Raw genomic sequence first — 17,292 nt, forward strand, 5'->3', positions numbered from 1 at the left:
GAGCTTGCATGGTAAAAATGACAAAAGTGAAGGGTATCTCAGAAGGGCAAATCTGGGGGCTGTCTGTTCTCTTTTTATCAGTATTTTTGATCGCCAGTGATTTTACCGCCTTTTCACCGGCTCTCCCCGCTATCGCCAAAGACTTTTCCGTCCGCATATCTTTCGTTCACTGGGTTGTGAATGCCTATGCCCTGGCCTATGGAGTCATTATTGTGACCAGTGGGCGGTTGGCAGATATCTACGGGCGTGGAAAGATTTTTTTGATAGGTATCTTTATATTTTCCCTTTCATCTCTCCTGGGTGGTCTTGCGAATGAAGTTAAGGTGCTGTTAATCGCCAGAGCAATGATGGGGCTAGGGGGAGCTTTGGCCTGGTCAGCAATGCTGGGGATGGCATATACATTGTTGCCATCAGATCGTGCTGGATTTGTCGGGGGATTTATTTTGGCTGCGCTAGGGGTGGCTACAGCTTGCGGCCCTGTTATAGGTGGGATCTTGTCAGACTTTCTGAGCTGGCGCTGGATTCTATTTATCAATATTCCCATTGCTATTTTGGTGGTTGCTTTTTATGGATTAAAGTACCCGAAAGAAAAATATGAGAAAAAAGTGGAGAGAATTGACTATTTGGGTGTGTTGACACTCTCTCTATCATTATTCCTATTTTTGCTAGCCTTGGATTTTACGACAGAAAAAACCACTTCTGGAATATTGGTTGTTTGCTTGTTGGTAGTTTCGCTTATCTCTGCGATCAGCTTTATCATAATTGAGTCATATATGGCAGATGATGCACTGATTCCTGCGAGTTTGGTAACTAATCGTATTTTCATGGTGTCAGGAGTCAGTGTCTTTTTTGTTGCCATCGCGTTCTTTGCAATCCTTGTCTATATCCCTCTGCTTTTTATTAGCGTGCATCATTATTCCGCATTTCAGGCCGGATTGGCTTTGTTGCCGGCTATGGTTTCTTCTGGCATTTTTGCATTTGTATCTGGAGAAATTCATGAACGGCTTGGCCCAAAGCTGCTGCTCTGCTCAGGTGCTTTGGCGATGAGTCTGGGGCTTTTTATGCTCTCGGTCCACGGTAATCATATCGTCTATCTGGTCTTTGTACCGGGTATGTTATTGATTGGCATTGGATTAGGTATATTTAGCCCTGCCGCTGTGACTGCCGCAATAACCTCCGTGGAGGCCAGTAAATCCAGTTTGTCTGGCGCTGTTGTCTATATGTTCCGTTTTTTAGGTGGCGCTGTGGGCTTGGGGATCAATTCAGCCATATTGGCGTCAGCGCCGGATATTGCTACAGGTGTTAATCGGGCATTACTGGTAGATGGATTTATTGTTCTGGTAGGTTTCTTGATTTCTCTTCTCTTCTTCCAGGAGAAGAAGGGAAGGTAATAAAAGGATATTTATTTCCTGCTGGTAACCTAGTTTCTTACTGCCCTTCACAGGCGTGTTCCTTTTCTTATATTCTCCAAATATTGATTGTAAAGTATAGGGCCAGCACTCAGAGCTATCCTTAAATGAATATCAGGGAAAGCTATCTCTATTTTAATTTGTATGGGCTATTGGCAATTTAACTTTGGTGGATTCTGCGGCATTGTGGTTTTAGCGGCCACAAGTCAATATTTACGTTAACGGGATGTCGGATATGAAGCTGTCTTGGCTGTGTTTCTTTCGCAGAAAACTATCTATTGTTTACTTTGCTTTAATCTTTGTCATATCAAGTTTTGCTGTTCAGGCAGAAAACTTGCGGGGAAGCACCACGGGGCCAACCTCTGCACCAGGATACAGCCACCCGGATCAGTTTCTGCATCTAAAGTCTGTAAAACTGGCTGACAATATGTATCCGGTAATTCAGCATCCGCAAGAGGAAAAGCAAGCTAGACAGAAGCTGGCTCTTCTGGAGGAGAAATTTGGTAAAAAGCCTAACATATTGATTTTCCTACTTGATGATGTGGGCTGGATGGATGTTGGCTTTAATGGTGGAGGTATTGCTGTCGGCAATGCTACGCCCACCATGGATAAGCTGGCGAATGAGGGGCTTATTCTAACCTCTGCCTACTCAACGCCTTCATGCTCGCCAACACGGGCAACGATTCATACCGGTCAGAATCCCTTGCACCACGGAATTTTGCGCCCGCCGATGTATGGTGAAGCCGGCGGTTTGGATGGTGCAGTCACAATGCCCGCCATACTCAAGAAGTTGGGATACATTACCCAGGGAGTCGGGAAATGGCATATGGGCGAAAATAAGGGATCGTTACCGCAGAATGTTGGCTATGACAATTACCGGGGATTTCTCGGTGTATCAGATATGTATACGGAATGGAGAGACATCTACTTTAATCCGGAAGTGGCACTGTCTCCAGAGCGCTTTGCCATGATGCAGAAGGAGCCTTTTAGTCATAGCGAAGTACACTGTACGCCGCAGGATACGGAACGGTGTGAAGATGTTCATTTGATTGATCTGGACTATATCAAGGTGCTCGATGACCAATGGATGGATTACAGTGTAAATTTCATTAGGCAAATGAAAAGCTCTGAAAAGCCATTCTTTTTGTATCACGCCCCCCGAGGTTGTCACTTTGATAATTATCCATCTGATAAATGGGCAGGGAAATCGCGAGCTCGTACAGTATATAGCGACTGTATGGTGCATATGGATTATGTACTTGCACAGCTATTTAGTGCATTGCAGGAGACAAACCAGCTGGATAACACCCTGATTTTCTTCACCTCGGATAATGGCCCCGAATGCGAGGTTCCCCCTTATGGCCGAACCCCTTTCCGGGGTTGTAAAGGTACGAGCTGGGAGGGTGGAGTAAGAGTGCCGACATTTGCCTATTGGAAGGGGATGATAAAGCCTCGCCGTACTGAAGGGTTGTTTGACCTGGCTGATCTCTTTAACACGGCCATTTCGATAGCGGGTAAGCCAGGCAAAGAGGTTGCCGGCTTTGTCAGTGAAGATCGATATATCGATGGTATCGATCAAACGGGAATGCTGTTGGCGGATAATGGCCAGTCTGCACGCCGTAGTCGGCCCTATACGATGAATCAGTATTTTTCTGCCATGCGTATTGATGAGTTCAAATATGTATGGACGGCAGAAATCGAAAATGGTGTCGTACAGAGGGGAAACTGGGGCGGGTTCAGTGGTCCCATTTTTGTTGAGAGTGGCGGGGCAATATTATTTAACCTTTATTCCAATCCTCAGGAAGATGTCAGTATCGGTGTGCGTCATTTGCCAATGCTTGTACCAGTGATGACATCGGCGGGAGACTATATGAAAGAACTCATTAAGTATCCCCCACAATTCAAGATCGGTTTTATATCCAATAATCCGCCAATCTATGACCTTTTACCTCAAGCTAAAGAGAAGTTAGAGCAGTTTGAGAAAGAGGGTACTGGTAAGTATCCCTGGCCTTAGAGTTGAATCTTGAAATACAACTTTAACTCTACGAGTGGATTTATGCTTGAGCCGTTTAAGTATGTAAAAGTTTGATGGTCATGAAACTGGGTGAAGGGAGTGATTCTCTAGGAATACAAGCCTCAACCGATCGCACAAAATGGCCGGCCTCAATCGTGATTCTGGAGGCCGGCCTGGGGATTATTGTAAGATTGTGCCGGTGTTGCTGGTGCCCACTTGCGTAGCGGTTGCAGAGTTTCCAGATGTTGCCTGGGTGGTATCATGGGTGTTTGTTGTACCCATTTGCGTAATGTTGGCGGTATTCATCATCATTGATTGGTTAATCGTAACCGTATTGGAATCTCCAATCTGTTCCACATCGGCAACCAGTAAATCTCCAATCTGGAATAGCGTAGAGGAATTACTTAGGCCATCCTGTTCGATCTCAGCATCGTTACTGTCACCAAATTGAATGGCAAAAACCATATTGGTTGTACCCAGTTGTTCGGCAAAAAGGTTATTACCGAGGCCGTCCTGCTGTCCAAGATCAGCATCGTTTGAATCACCATCCTGTATTAGCTCGGCAGTACCACCGGTAGATGTAAATTGTGTTATGAGTGAGGTATTACCTGTCCCTAACTGGATTGTACTCTGAACATTCCCCGAGCCAACGGCGACCTGAAAAAAGGTAGCCATATTTGATGTTCCATCCTGAAATACAGTTGCCGTGCTAGAGGATTCGTTTGCCTGAGTACCGTCGACTTCATTGGATGTTCCAAGTTGGGTAACAACAATCCCATTCCCTGAACTGCTTGATTGAACAATTGAGCCGATATTGGAGTCACCATTTTGGGTAATAGCGGCAGTATCGAGGGAGGAATTGAGTTGTGTTGTGGTGAATTGATTGGACGTGCCAATTTGTGTGGTTGTCGAAGTTACCGATGTGGTATTGGTTTGAGTAGCATCGAATAAATTAGTTTGACCACTTTGGAGTACAGTAATTGTCGATGTGGTCGCATTATCTTGCTCAATCGTCGAAACGGTATTGTTGTCGCCTATTTGGGTACTGTTGATAACACTATTTGTAGAGTTGGTTATCTGTGATGTGGTTGATGAGTTGTTGTCGCCGGTTTGAGTGAATATCGCGAAGTTGCCCGACGTGGTGGGGTCAGCTTGGTTGGCTGTTGCTGTATTCCCGGTGCCATTTTGATTGACAATCGTGGTATTGGCGACAGCATGCGCGCTGATTGCTAGAGCAAGTGCCGAAGCAATATAGGTGTAAGCTTTCATATCTACTTCCTTACAAATCAACATATTAATCTTTATCAAGCGGATTACCGCCTGTTTGTCGATTTGGGACTCTGCGGAACATCTGGTTAGGCAAAGACGGCTCTCAAATCCCTGGGTAATTACTTGAATTATTCCCATCCAAAGTTACCGCTGACACCCAAGACACTATCGTTAAAATGATATTGGGTGATGATGTAGGATGACCTAACGATTTTCGGTCAGGTGAGCGGTATTTTCCTTGGGAATTAAATATCAATATGCTGAGAATAAATGCTTAGAGGGATGGCTACAGGTTTGTTCTTAAGTTTTTGTGTGAGCAAGATAGGCAGAGGCTAACCGAATCAACTACTTTTCTTGCTCATTGGAAATTTGGAAGTGAAAAGTTTGGAGCATAACAGACGGGTAGATTTTCACTTGAAAATCAAGATTCATGAGATTCTCGGTTGGCCGGCTCCGGTTGAAATTTCCCGGATGCCGGCCTTTGGATTACTGTAGGATGGTACCTACGTTACTGGTTCCCACTTGAGTAGCAGTTGCAGAGTTTCCAGATGTTGCCTGGGTAGTGTCATGGGTGTTAGTTGTACCCATTTGCATTGTACTGGCAGTATTCATCGTGGAGGTTTGAGTTATCGTAGCGGTATTGGTATCGCCAATCTGCTCCATAAAGGCCAGATGCAAGCTTCCATCTTGGGAGAGGTCTGCGGAGTTACTTAAACCATCCTGTTCGATCTCCCCTTCGTTACCTGCTCCCGTTTGATACGTCATCACCATATTGGAGGTGCCAAGCTGCTCGGCATAGAGGCTATTACCAGAACCTAAATCCTGCTCAATGTCGGCATCGTTAGAATCACCATCCTGTATTAGTTCGGCATAATCGCCGATGGATGTAAACTGTACAACTAATGAAGTGTTACTCGTTCCCAGTTGGATTGTAGTCTGGATATTTCCCGTTCCTAGCCCTTGGCCAAATGAGGCCATGTTTGATGTACCATCCTGAAATACAGTAGTGGTACTGGATGTTTCACTTGACTGAGTACCGGCTGTAGAATTGGTCGTTCCAAGCTGGGTGACAAAAATTCCATTCCCCGAACCTAATGCTTGAACAATAGAGCCGCTATTGGAATCACCATTTTGGGTAATTACGGTGGTATCCAGGGATGAATTGGTTTGTACCGTTGTATATTGATTAGAGGTGCCAATTTGTGTGGTTGTTGAAGTACTTGAGGTGGTAGTATTTTGAATTGCGTTGAATGTATTGGTCTGACCATTTTGCAATACATTAACTACTGACGTAGTGGCATCGCTTTGATCAATCGATGAAACGGTGTTGTTGTCGCCAATTTGGGTGCTATTGATAACGCTATTGGTAGAGTTGACTACCTGGGATGTGGTTGATGAGTTGTTGTCGCCTGTTTGTGTGAATATGGCAAAATTGCCGGAGGTGGTCGGGTCAGCCTGGTTAGATGTCGCAGTATTCCCGATACCATTTTGATTGACAATGGTGGTGTTGGCGGCAGCGTGCCCACTAATAACTAAAGCGACTGCCGCAGCAATGGAGGCGTAAGTTTTCATATCTGTTTCCTTACAAATCAACATATTAAGTTCTATCAAGCGCATTACTGCCTGTTTGTCGATTTGGGACTTTGCTGAATAGCTGGTTAGGCAAAGACGACTCTCAAATCTCTGGGTAATTACTTGAATTATTTTCACCCAAAGTTACCACTGGCATCCAAAATTCTATCGTTAAAATGATATTGGATGACGTTATAGGATGACCCTCCGATTCTCGGTCAGGTACCAAGTATTTTCCTTGGGAATTAACTATCAATAATCTGAGAAAAAATTCCCAGGTATAGGCGGATTTAAGGTTTTAACTAAGTATTACAAGGGGGAAAGGTGGGGCGGGTGTTTTATTCGTTATTTTCAAGTTTGATGGATTTGGTTGTAAAAAAATAGCATAAAAAGGAAATGGGAGTGGCGTATAAAGCGATAATAATTCCGAGGCTAGCAAGATTTGGTGTGGTTGTTACTGCTCCAATTGAATAAATCAATATGCCGGGAAGGATACCACCAAAAATCATAGAGGCTCGGTTATATCTTTGCATTTTTTGGAGGACGTGTTCTACCAATCTTCCATAGGTAAGGGTTACGATTAGGGCGATTGCAGTAGTTGCCAGATAAAATACCAGCATGGGCACCGTACCATTAATGATATGAAAAAATGATGCTCCTGGCAGGGAAAATATTGCAATAAAGGTTGGCAACATGATACATGTCATCGATGTTGCTGTAAGGGCAATCAGGAAAGATATATCCCTTCGCTTAGAAGGGGGGTTAGTTTCCAGGTTTGCCTTAGGTGGCTTGTAATAATTGGTGGACATGTATTTATGGGCTAAAAGTCTTCTATCCCACTTTATCCTCTTGATGTGGTAGAAATTATACTGTTTATAGTGTACACGATGAATTATGAAAGAATGTGGCGAGTATGTCACCCTCATAGGTGCTAAGATGACACGCATGTACATCTAAATAGTGGGTTTCATCGGCTGTCGGAAGGCATCTATTTTTGTATTATATCCATTAACTTGTTGATTATATTCTACATAATTTGTTGGTTGTGAAGATGTGGGTTGGCTCTGGATCCTGGCAGCTAAGGAGTAATGGCGTATGATTTTATTGTAAATGGCTTGTTGATGTTGTTGTTTCTCTTTTATCGCAAAGATAATTAACTGCTCACTATTCATAATACCTAGTCCTATCTAAAAGGTCATCGGAGCTAATTTGTTATTTTTATTAATCATGGATGGCAGGGATGAACGAGCGAAAAGTATCAGCAGATAAGCATCTTTATGCCGGCCTGATGGCTTTGTCCCTTGCAATCTTTATTGTCGCTAATGATTTCACCGCATTTTCTCCTGCACTACCTACCATCGAGCATGAATTTCACTCAGATATAACAACCACACAGTGGGTTATTAATGGGTATGCCCTGGTCTTTGGCGTATTGATAGTCTCAGGTGGTCGTCTTGCCGATATGTATGGCAGGAGAAGAGTGTTTATTGTCGGAACCTTACTATTCATGGTTTTTTCGTTGTTGGGTGGAATAGCGATCAATATGGGTATGTTGTTGATATCCCGAGCTTTGATGGGGGTTGGGGGGGCGATGATGTGGCCATCAATTTTAGGCATGACCTATGGTTTGATGACAGAGAAGAGAGCGGGGTTAGCAGGGGGATTGGTGATCACTGTTTGCGGCATTGCCAATTCAGCCGGCCCACTGTTGGGGGGCGCTCTGGCTGATTATATCAGTTGGAGGTGGATTTTTTTTATCAATCTACCTGTATCGGTGATCGCTCTTTACGTTTGCTGGAGAGTCATTCCCGATGATTCTCCAGAGTCTTGTGATGAACACATTGACTACGCCGGAATCACCTCTTTGTCGATGGCGCTACTTGCTCTATTGCTCGCTTTTGATCTTGTTGTTGATGTGGGTTTTAAAAGCCCACTGGTTCTCGGCCTTATTATCGCCTTTTTTCTGTTTATTTGCCTGTTTGCTTTTGTAGAGAACAGGGTGGGGCAGCAGGCCCTGATTCCGCCGGATGTGGCTGGGAACAGGCGATTTATTTTCGCCGGAATTGCTACTTTGCTGATTTCTGCACTCTTCTTTGCCGGGTTGTTCTTTATTCCACAGTTCTTAACCAATATTCGCAATACATCGGCTATGCAGGCGGGAATGGGGTTGATCCCTATGATGTTATCCTTCAGCGTTTTCGGATTTCTCGCAGGGAAATTATATGATGTGATCGGAGTGAAGAAAATAGTTTCTGCAGCGACATTACTAATGGCACTAGGAATGTATATTTTATCTCACATTCATAAAGATACTCAGTATACTTCTCTGATTCCCGGCCTGGTCATATTGGGTGGAGGTATCGGCTTGTTCAATTCCACTATTACAACTGTGGCTATTACGGTTGTTGATGAGAGTAGGGCGAGCCTGGCAGGTGCAATCATATTTATGTTTCAGATAGCGGGCGGAGCTGTGGGGTTGGGTTTAAATACCACTATAGTGGCGATGGCCAAAGATATGCCGTCAGGCATTGATCATGCATTTACTCTCAATGCTTGTTTGGCAATGTTTGCTTTTGTTGTTTGTATCCTATTTGTTGAAGCTGATAAGAATACTATAAATTAATTGTATTTTACTCAAGGACCTCTGGGGTTAACTTATTGGTGGTTGTGAATGAATTGCTATGCTCTTCGTAGCCTAAGTTCCAAAATGGGTGAATTGCTGTTTCAATAGGAAAAATAGACTTGTATTGGGGGATATGCTTGGGGCCAAGTTTGATTCGTAAATTCAGTAGTTCCCCATATTGTTTTTGGTAAGCATTGATAATTGGGAGCAGCCTTTGCTTATCAATATCTTTAGCATTTTTATGAATCTCAAATTTCTGTAGGAACCAGCGTATTCCTTGTTGGACACCAGCTCCGTCTCTTGCAGTAAAATTCCATAGGTTCTCATCTAGCGTCATTGCCAATTCAGCAAGATGTATCCATAACTGCAGATTGAGACACTCATAGTGAGTGCTATTTTTTCCTTTGGTTTTTGGTTGTTGCTTACCCGAAGCATCAAATTGTTCCAGTATCCGGAAACGAGAGTCTCTAAGGGTTTTCCTGACAATTTGTGTCTGGTCGAGATAGAGAGCTACCGCTGCGACCTGTAAATCATACTGTGTGCCAAGATACCCCAAATCTGAGCGCATAGACTGACCGCAGGGGCTTCCTGTTAACCAGATGAGGTGCCGTTTCAGGAGATCGTCTAGTTGTTGAATTCTTGTTGAGTAGAGTCGATGTGTTTGTTTTAGGTTTTTTAGAGTAGAAAGCAAGTGGGCCAGAAGGCTGGGGTTTGCAGTCTCTAGTCGTCTGGTGTTTGCTTTGTCTTGGGTATCTGGGAATAGCTTGAGTAGGCTATCGTCGATTAATCGGGAAAACTCTGGTCTTACCTTGTGAGATTGAGCAAGGCCTGCAATCACTAAATCCTGCAGCAGGCAGTCTGTTGAATTGGATTGTAACTTCTGTTGTGCTCTCGCTGCTCTCTGTGTGGCTTCGCTCAATAGAGTGAGATAAGAAAAGCTGAGGTTACCCGTACTATTCGGTTCAGATGGCATGGTGGTTGGAGTATTTTTGTTTGGGGTGTAGTTGTCCAGTTGATCTAGCATTGTAAGGATGGCTTCGGAACGGGTTTCTCCCCGCTCTCGGCTGGACTGTTGATCCGTTCTTTCTAGGTGGGGTTTACCAGAAAACAATCTGGCCACCCAGGCGCCCTGAATGTAGTGGCCTGCATCCTTTGAGTAGTCAGGGCATGGGAGATCCCAGGGAAAAACGGCCCAATCATCCCATTTCCCCGGTACCCCTAGGCGCCATAAAAATTCTACCTTAGGGCGTCTTCCGTAGCAGAATCGGCTATCAAAAACCTCTGTGCTATCAGATCGAAATAGAACCTGTGGCTCCTCTGTGGGGGAGGGTTCGAAGTCTTCACGCAGTATGGACTGATTATCCAATAATCTTGCCATTGGGATAATATGGTATGGGTAAGTGGCATGGTTGAGAACTTGTTGTTTTATTGCGTTCCAGGCTTTTGAACTCACAAAGCAATTGCCATCCCAGGGTAAAATCCAATCTGCTTTTGATTTGCCATCTTTCAGAGCGAGATTTCTCGCTCCATTATTATTCATTACATAGTTGTTTTTATGACGGTATAGACCCAGCTCGGCTTGTATTTCCAAATCCCGTCGCATGCAAAGGTCTTTCAGTTTATAGGGGGCATAATTAATCGGGTAATCCAAGATGTTCCACCCAATTTCTTTGTATTCATCCCAGTGAAAGGGGATTCTCAAGTAACTTTGTTTGTAATTGCAAAGCAGTTTGATAATGGCAGTTTCCTCGCTTGGGTCGACAATTCGGTTGAGGATGAACACCTTCTTGCAACCCTCTAGTGGAGGTTCATGCTGCAAGATGAATTCAAGATTTTTGTAGGATTGTCCGGCACTGTGTCGAGGGATTAGGTCGTTGCCGATAATTCTGTAAAGAATAAAAGTCTGTGCATTGTCTGATGTGCTTGTATAGGAGTTACTTGGTATAGTCTTTGGGTAGGGTGGGCGACTATTGGGGAAGTAGAAGTTTGGGAAATGGCGATGCTTGTGGAAGATAGCATTGATTAGGCGACCGGCATACTTCAGGGTCTTCCGTTTGAATTTTTGAATGAAAAACGCCCGGCGATTCTGCCACCGTATTAAAAAAGTATCTTTACCGGGAGTTATTGGTTTTTGTTTAAAACCAGGGTGTTTAATGGGCATTGGTATCTATATTCTTATAGTTCGATATTTTGAAGGTGTATTTAAGCGAACCTTATTGTTATCAGGGGAATTCCTAATGGTCGAACTTTTACATTATGGCTTGTAAATGATTATAGCTGACCTGATTTTAGGGATGGAGAGGCAAAGGAAGTTGTAAATTACGCCATCACTGAAGCTTATCGCCATTAGTTGATACAAATTGAGGTGGTTATGAGTGATAACAATTCGCGTCGTTCCACTTGTCTTCTCGGGTAGATTCAAAGGTAGCTATATTTCAAGCAATAATCGAGAAGTTTTCGCTGTTGTGGGTGCGGATGATCTAAGAGATATGTTTGGAGGGAGTTTCTTATATTTGTATATGGGTAGCAACATTGCGCTCTTTTTATTTGAATCAGCATAACTTATACCATTCGTAATCCTCTCCCCCTTTGCAGGGTTGTCGTCTTGGTGGGGGCTTCCACGACTTGGTATGTTTTCAGTGTTTTTACATCTCTTTGTAACCCTTGCCAGAAAATATTGGTCCATGCTTATCAGTAAATCTTTTGTAAATTTCCATATCATATTGGCAAATCTTCTCAATTTTCTTGATTGCTTTTGCGTCTGATTTTATCTCCTGAGCAAGTTTGGTATTAGGACTCTTGTTGATCTTAGGGATGTCTAGTTTTATATCGAAGTCTTTAGATATTTGTTGGGTTAACTTATTTAAATGATCAGTTGTGCCAACAACTGAAAACTGCTGTAAATTTTCTAAGGCCCGCTCTATATGCTCTGAAGGATTGGAGTCGGCAAAATCGGAAAAATACCGTATGAAAACTTGCCCTGTCATGGCCCCAACCTGGGATTCTATATATTTTTCCAGCGGGAGGGAGTTCTTGTCCCATTGGCTCTTTTTGTAGGTGTTGTAGGTGTAGAGAGATATCCATCTGTCAATAGGGTTTCGTAATACTGTTATAAAATTCCATTCGCGGGAAAAATTCTTTACAACATTCGGACGGCAGAATGAGTGTCCGTGCCCATAATAATTAGACTTTATAGACAGGTTGTGAACCATTACCGTTTCTCGTACAGACATCATTGGCATTTCTAATACGTCTGATGCTCGTTTGCTAACTGCTCGTTTAATACTGAAACTGCCTAATTTATTTGGCTCATAATATTGAGAGCTAATGGCGGAGTGCAGGGAGGAACCTGCACATTTCGGGATGTGGCAAAAAAAGATTTTAGGGGGAGATTCGAGTCTTATAGGAAACTTTTTGAATGTAGGTCGGCTAAATTTCATCAATAATTTTTTCATTTAAAGAAAGTCTATCGAGTAATAGAGGTTGTTTTCCAATAAATCATCGAATTTAATTTTCTAAGGTTTCTCGTTGTAAACTCTGTATGAATGCCAATCTTTAAATCTAGCCGGTGGTAATGAAGTGGGCAATATATTGTTTGCTTAGTGGCGGCTTTTATGTTGTTTAGCCTTTCAATTTAAGGCTCATCTCCCGAATCTCAGCCGGAAGAATGTATACACTTTCGCAGTGGGGTATTTCAAAAGTTTATTTATGGGCCAATAGTGGTTGTGACTTTAGGGGCTTGCGTAGGAATTAGCGGCAGGAAAATCTGGTTTTGCAGGGTAGGGAGATAGAAATATTTTTTATAGACAAAAAAAGCCCCGCTAAATTGCGGGGCTTTTCGTCTGGATCAGGCTGTCACCTAGACATTCACTTCCTGGATCTCAGTCGCGGCGATGCGCTTGCCTTCTTCGGCAGACTTTTGGAAGTCTTCAATCTGATCGAAGTTCAGGTAACGGTAGATCTCGCTGGACATGGAATCCAGGTTCTGTGCGTATTCCTGGTACTCAGCCGGAGTCGGCAGTTTACCCAGGATGGCGCCTACAGAAGCCAGCTCAGCGGAGGTCAGGTACACGTTGGCACCATCGCCCAGACGGTTGGGGAAGTTACGGGTAGAGGTAGACAGTACGGTGGCGTTCGGTGCTACACGTGCCTGGTTACCCATACACAGGGAACATCCGGGCATTTCGGTGCGGGCACCGGCAGAGCCGTAGATGTTGTAGTAACCCTCTTCCATCAACTGGTGCTCGTCCATCTTGGTGGGCGGGGAGATCCACATGCGTGTGGAGATGCCACCTTTGTGTTCTTGCAGCAGTTTACCGGCAGCGCGGAAGTGGCCGATGTTGGTCATACAGGAGCCGATAAACACTTCGTCTACCTTGTCGCCAGCAACGTCGGACAGCAGGCGAGCGTCGTCTGGATCGTTAGGAGCACATACGATTGGCTCTTTGATCTCGGCCAGGTCGATCTCGATTACTTCCAGGTACTCAGCGTCGGCGTCCGCTTCCATCAGTTTCGGGTTGGCCAGCCACTCTTCCATGGCGCGCGCGCGGCGCTCCAGGGTGCGCTTGGAGCCGTAACCTTCAGCGATCATCCAGCGCAACAGGGTTACGTTGGAGCGCAGGTACTCAGACATGGTGTCTTCGGACAGCTTGATGGTACAGCCAGCAGCGGAGCGCTCGGCGGAGGCGTCGGACAGCTCGAATGCCTGCTCTACAGTCAAATCATCCAGGCCTTCGATCTCAAGGATGCGGCCGGAGAAGATGTTCTTCTTGCCTTTCTTCTCAACGGTCAGCAGGCCCTGCTTGATGGCGTAGAGAGGAATGGAGTGCACCAGGTCGCGCAGGGTGATGCCGGGCTGCATTTTGCCCTTGAAGCGCACCAGCACGGACTCAGGCATATCCAGCGGCATAACACCGGTAGCGGCGGCGAAAGCTACCAGACCGGAACCTGCCGGGAAGGAGATACCCATGGGGAAGCGGGTGTGGGAGTCACCACCGGTACCTACGGTGTCCGGCAGCAGCATGCGGTTCAGCCAGCTGTGGATGATGCCGTCAGCCGGGCGCAGGGAAACACCGCCACGGTTCATGATGAAGTCCGGCAGGGTGTGCTGGGTGCTGATATCAACGGGCTTGGGGTAGGCCGCAGTGTGACAGAAAGACTGCATTACCAGGTCGGCGGAGAAGCCGAGGCAGGCCAGGTCTTTCAGTTCGTCGCGGGTCATGGGGCCAGTGGTGTCCTGGGAGCCCACAGTGGTCATTTTCGGCTCGCAGTAGGTGCCCGGACGGATACCTTCAACGCCACAAGCTTTACCAACCATCTTCTGCGCCAGAGTGTAACCCTTGCCGGTGTCGGCAGGTTGCTCAGGCTTGCGGAACAACTCGGAAGGCGCCAGGCCCAGGGCTTCACGGGCTTTGCCGGTCAGGCCGCGGCCGATGATCAGGTTGATACGACCGCCAGCCTGAACTTCGTCCAGCAGTACGTCGGACTTCAGTTGGAATTCAGACAGGACTTTACCGTCTTCAGCCAGGATCTTGCCGTCGTAGGGGCGGATTTCGATAACGTCGCCCATGCCCAGTTCGTCAACAGGGGCTTCGAATACCAGCGCGCCGGCATCTTCCATGGTGTTGTAGAAGATTGGGGCAACTTTACCGCCGATACAAATACCGCCGCCTTTCTTGTTGGGCACGCCGGGCATTTCGTCACCGAAGTACCACAGTACGGAGTTGGTGGCGGACTTACGGGAAGAACCGGTACCTACTACGTCGCCAACGAAAGCAACGGGCAGGCCTTTGGCTTTAACTTCTTCAATCTGCTTCAGCGGACCGGTAACGCCAGCTTCTTCTGGCTCCAGGCCGTCGCGCTTCATTTTATACATGGCCAGCGCGTGCAGGGGGATGTCCGGACGGGACCAGGCATCCGGTGCCGGAGACAGGTCGTCGGTGTTGGTTTCGCCGGTTACCTTAAATACGGCAACTTTGATGCTCTCGGGCACTTTGTTACGCTTGGTGAACCACTCGGCGTCAGCCCAGGATTGGATGACTGCTTTGGCGAATTCGTTGCCGGTTTTGGCTTTCTCTTCCACGTCGTGGAAGGCGTCAAACATCAGCAGAGTGCCTTTCAGCTGCTCGGCAGCCAGCTCGGCCAGATCTTTGTCGTCCAGCAGCTCGACCAGGGTGGAAATGTTGTAGCCGCCCAGCATTTGGCCCAGCAGTTCTACAGCGTGTTTGCGATCGATCAGCGGGGATTCTGCTTCACCTTTGATAATGGCGGACAGGAAACCGGCTTTAACATAAGCGGCTTCGTCAACGCCCGGCGGAACGCGGTGGGTGAGCAGGTCAACCAGTTCCTGTTCTTCGCCTTTTGGCGGATTTTTCAGCAATTCAACCAGGCCGGCGACTTGCTCGGCGTCCAATGGCTTTGGCGGAATGCCTTGTTCGGCGCGTTCGGCGACGTGTTTGCGATAGGCTTCAAGCACTGATAAGTCCCTCTTGGTGTGTGGGGTGGCACCTACAGCGGGTGGAATTCCCGGTCTATTAACGGTCAGCCGGGATTTTTTTTTCGAGGCCGCTGATGGCGGGGGGCGAATACTACAGGAAAGCCCTACTGCTGTTAAGTTTATCGAAAAATCAATAATTTAAGTGAATTATGACTATTTGCTAGGTGAATTTTAGTAGTTTGGCAGCTGGTACTTCCCCCCTTTTCTTGGCGGCGGAAACAAAATAGGCTACGCGCAATTTGAAGGCCGCGCGGGCGGCATAAATAGGTTGGTCGGATAGTTAATGTATAAGAAGGTTCGCACGCCCTGTATCGGTGTTTGCTCCACGGGAATTGGCGATGATGTTTGCCGTGGCTGCAAGCGCTTTGCACACGAGGTGATTGATTGGAATGCCTACAGTGAAGAACAGCGCCGGATAATTGCCGAGCGCCGTGAAGGGTATTTGGTGAACGCAGTGCGCAGCCAGTTGGAGATCGTGGATCACGAGCTGCTATTGGAGCAGCTTCATCACCAGCGGGTCCGCTTTGATGAAAGTCAAAATCCCTACTGTTGGGTGTTCGAACTATTGCGGGCAGGGGCCAGCCAAATAGGTGACTTGAAAGCGTTTGGGTTGCAGACCACTGCGCAGGCGCGCGGTGTCTCTCTGGTGGAAATTCGCCGCCTTATAGATGAGGAGTTTTACGCGCTGTCTGTCGCCTATTACCAGCGCTACGTGGCGCCGGGTATTACCTAGGGCGGTTCAAAAATTGATGGCAGCCCCATTTGGGGCTTGGGTTCAGCGCTGCTGGCGCAAAAATACTCTGAGCGCCGGTAGAAAGGGTTCGCTGGCGATTGCCAGATCCCGTCGCTGGCGCCGCCGGCTCAAGCTCGGCTGGTGGTCGACTCGGGTGAATTCAGGCAGCTGCCCAGCCTCATTGGCCTCTACCAGAATCGGCATGGAGGAATAGCCGACCTGATGATATTCCTCTTCCTCACCTAGCTCGTGCCCATAGAAGATTTCCGCTACCTGGAGATTGGGGCGACTCTGTACCTGCACCTGGCGTAAATCCTCCTGCTGGCTTTTGTGTAGCCCGGCGAGTAGCTGGCGCTGATATTGGATACCGGGATCGGACCCTTGAGGGTCCAGCTGTACCAACTTCTTTTCACACCATTTTACCGTGACCTTGCGAATGGATTTACGCGCCTTGATCCATGAAAGAGTGATGGCATCAGGCCGCTTTGGGCACATTAACACCAGGCGGTAGCACTGGCGTAGATGCGCGCGGGGGTACCCAGCATCCGCTAGGGTTTCCCGCACAGTGCGATCCTGTTCGGCCACTGGCCGCTCCGCCAGGGCGCCTCGGAGTTCGGCAATAGCCTTGGCAAAGCTCTCTTTGTGGCTATTGAGTTGTTGGGCAAACTCAAGGGTTTTGGCCGGTACCGCCAATAAACCCGGTACCTGTAAAGTAGCGCGGGCATCTCCTCCGGCGCTAATGGGCTCCAGATAGTCGAGTTGTGAGTAGAGAGCGCCTGACAGTGAATAGGGGCGTTCAAAGCTCTGATTGAGACTGAGTGCGGCATCTTGTGCGAAAGGGGGCTGAAGTAGATAGTGCTGCCAGGGTTTCTCGGCATTTTGCAGCAATTCCAGGGATTCTCTCAGGGCTTGGGCGGCGCCATGGATATTTTCTAATAGCGGCGGGATAGCTTTTGCCTGGGTTCTGTAGTCATTCATCAGATATGCCGGATAAAAAGTGACTTTTATATTAATGCACTTAATAAATCGTTATCAAGTTGAGTGTATTTATCACTAGGGACCTTCCTGGATAATTGCAGCCCCGGTTTGTCAGTCGGGGGAGTAGTGCCCGCTGGTGGTTTAAAAGCGGGCGTTTGTGGCTTGGGGCCGCTATAATCCCGCGCCAAGTTATTTTGC

General features: G+C 46.8%; 12 protein-coding genes. 4 read left to right on the forward strand and 8 right to left on the reverse strand.

Annotated elements, in window-relative coordinates; all coding sequences use genetic code 11:
- The first annotated feature begins 17 nt into the window (after positions 1-17).
- Together ACJJIE_RS02170 and ACJJIE_RS02175 are read left to right on the forward strand one after the other, a co-directional pair.
- Positions 18-1,391 (forward strand): MFS transporter, encoded by a 1,374-nt coding sequence (locus ACJJIE_RS02170; protein ID WP_444894737.1) that lies wholly within the window; start codon positions 18-20, stop codon positions 1,389-1,391.
- Positions 1,392-1,644: 253 nt separating this feature from the next.
- Entirely contained in the window at positions 1,645-3,423 is a 1,779-nt protein-coding gene (locus ACJJIE_RS02175; RefSeq protein ID WP_444893371.1) for a sulfatase-like hydrolase/transferase, read from the forward strand.
- A 180-nt stretch (positions 3,424-3,603) separates the two neighbouring features.
- On the opposite strand, the gene ACJJIE_RS02180 is transcribed toward ACJJIE_RS02175, so the two are convergent.
- From ACJJIE_RS02180 to ACJJIE_RS02195, 4 genes are all read right to left on the reverse strand, one after another.
- Positions 3,604-4,830, reverse strand: a complete 1,227-nt coding sequence (locus ACJJIE_RS02180; protein ID WP_444893372.1) for a hypothetical protein — start codon at positions 4,828-4,830, stop codon at positions 3,604-3,606.
- Positions 4,831-5,178: 348 nt separating this feature from the next.
- On the reverse strand, positions 5,179-6,402 hold the full coding sequence (locus ACJJIE_RS02185) for a hypothetical protein (RefSeq protein ID WP_444893373.1): 1,224 nt from the start codon (positions 6,400-6,402) through the stop codon (positions 5,179-5,181).
- Positions 6,403-6,602: 200 nt separating this feature from the next.
- Positions 6,603-6,959: a hypothetical protein gene (locus tag ACJJIE_RS02190; RefSeq protein ID WP_444893374.1), complete on the reverse strand. Its 357-nt coding sequence runs from the start codon at positions 6,957-6,959 to the stop codon at positions 6,603-6,605.
- A gap of 258 nt (positions 6,960-7,217) precedes the next feature.
- Positions 7,218-7,436 carry a hypothetical protein gene (locus ACJJIE_RS02195; protein ID WP_444893375.1) on the reverse strand — a complete coding sequence of 73 codons (219 nt, stop codon included), beginning with the start codon at positions 7,434-7,436 and terminating at the stop codon, positions 7,218-7,220.
- Positions 7,437-7,504: 68 nt separating this feature from the next.
- On the opposite strand from ACJJIE_RS02195, the gene ACJJIE_RS02200 reads away from it, so the two are divergent.
- Entirely contained in the window at positions 7,505-8,887 is a 1,383-nt protein-coding gene (locus ACJJIE_RS02200; RefSeq protein WP_444893376.1) for an MFS transporter, read from the forward strand.
- 7 nt (positions 8,888-8,894) lie between these two features.
- Here the strand turns inward: ACJJIE_RS02200 and ACJJIE_RS02205 are convergent, their stop codons facing one another.
- The 3 genes from ACJJIE_RS02205 to acnB all read right to left on the reverse strand — a co-directional run bounded on the left by ACJJIE_RS02205 (position 8,895) and on the right by acnB (position 15,362).
- Positions 8,895-11,048: an alginate lyase family protein gene (locus ACJJIE_RS02205; protein ID WP_444893377.1), complete on the reverse strand. Its 2,154-nt coding sequence runs from the start codon at positions 11,046-11,048 to the stop codon at positions 8,895-8,897.
- A gap of 484 nt (positions 11,049-11,532) precedes the next feature.
- Complete coding sequence (locus ACJJIE_RS02210; RefSeq protein ID WP_282932171.1) at positions 11,533-12,342, reverse strand: sulfotransferase family 2 domain-containing protein; 810 nt, start codon at positions 12,340-12,342, stop codon at positions 11,533-11,535.
- Positions 12,343-12,746: 404 nt separating this feature from the next.
- Positions 12,747-15,362 carry a bifunctional aconitate hydratase 2/2-methylisocitrate dehydratase gene (gene acnB, locus ACJJIE_RS02215; protein ID WP_444893378.1) on the reverse strand — a complete coding sequence of 872 codons (2,616 nt, stop codon included), beginning with the start codon at positions 15,360-15,362 and terminating at the stop codon, positions 12,747-12,749.
- Between the two features lie 304 nt (positions 15,363-15,666).
- On the opposite strand from acnB, the gene ACJJIE_RS02220 reads away from it, so the two are divergent.
- Positions 15,667-16,116, forward strand: coding sequence for a DUF1289 domain-containing protein (locus ACJJIE_RS02220; protein WP_444893379.1), 450 nt, complete (start codon positions 15,667-15,669; stop codon positions 16,114-16,116).
- Positions 16,117-16,158: 42 nt separating this feature from the next.
- On the opposite strand, the gene ACJJIE_RS02225 is transcribed toward ACJJIE_RS02220, so the two are convergent.
- The gene (locus tag ACJJIE_RS02225; RefSeq protein WP_444893380.1) at positions 16,159-17,094 is read right to left on the reverse strand and encodes a hypothetical protein; all 936 of its coding nucleotides are present in this window, start codon (positions 17,092-17,094) and stop codon (positions 16,159-16,161) included.
- Positions 17,095-17,292 lie beyond the last annotated feature (198 nt).

The organism is Microbulbifer maximicatervae (SeqCode) (assembly GCF_052467325.1).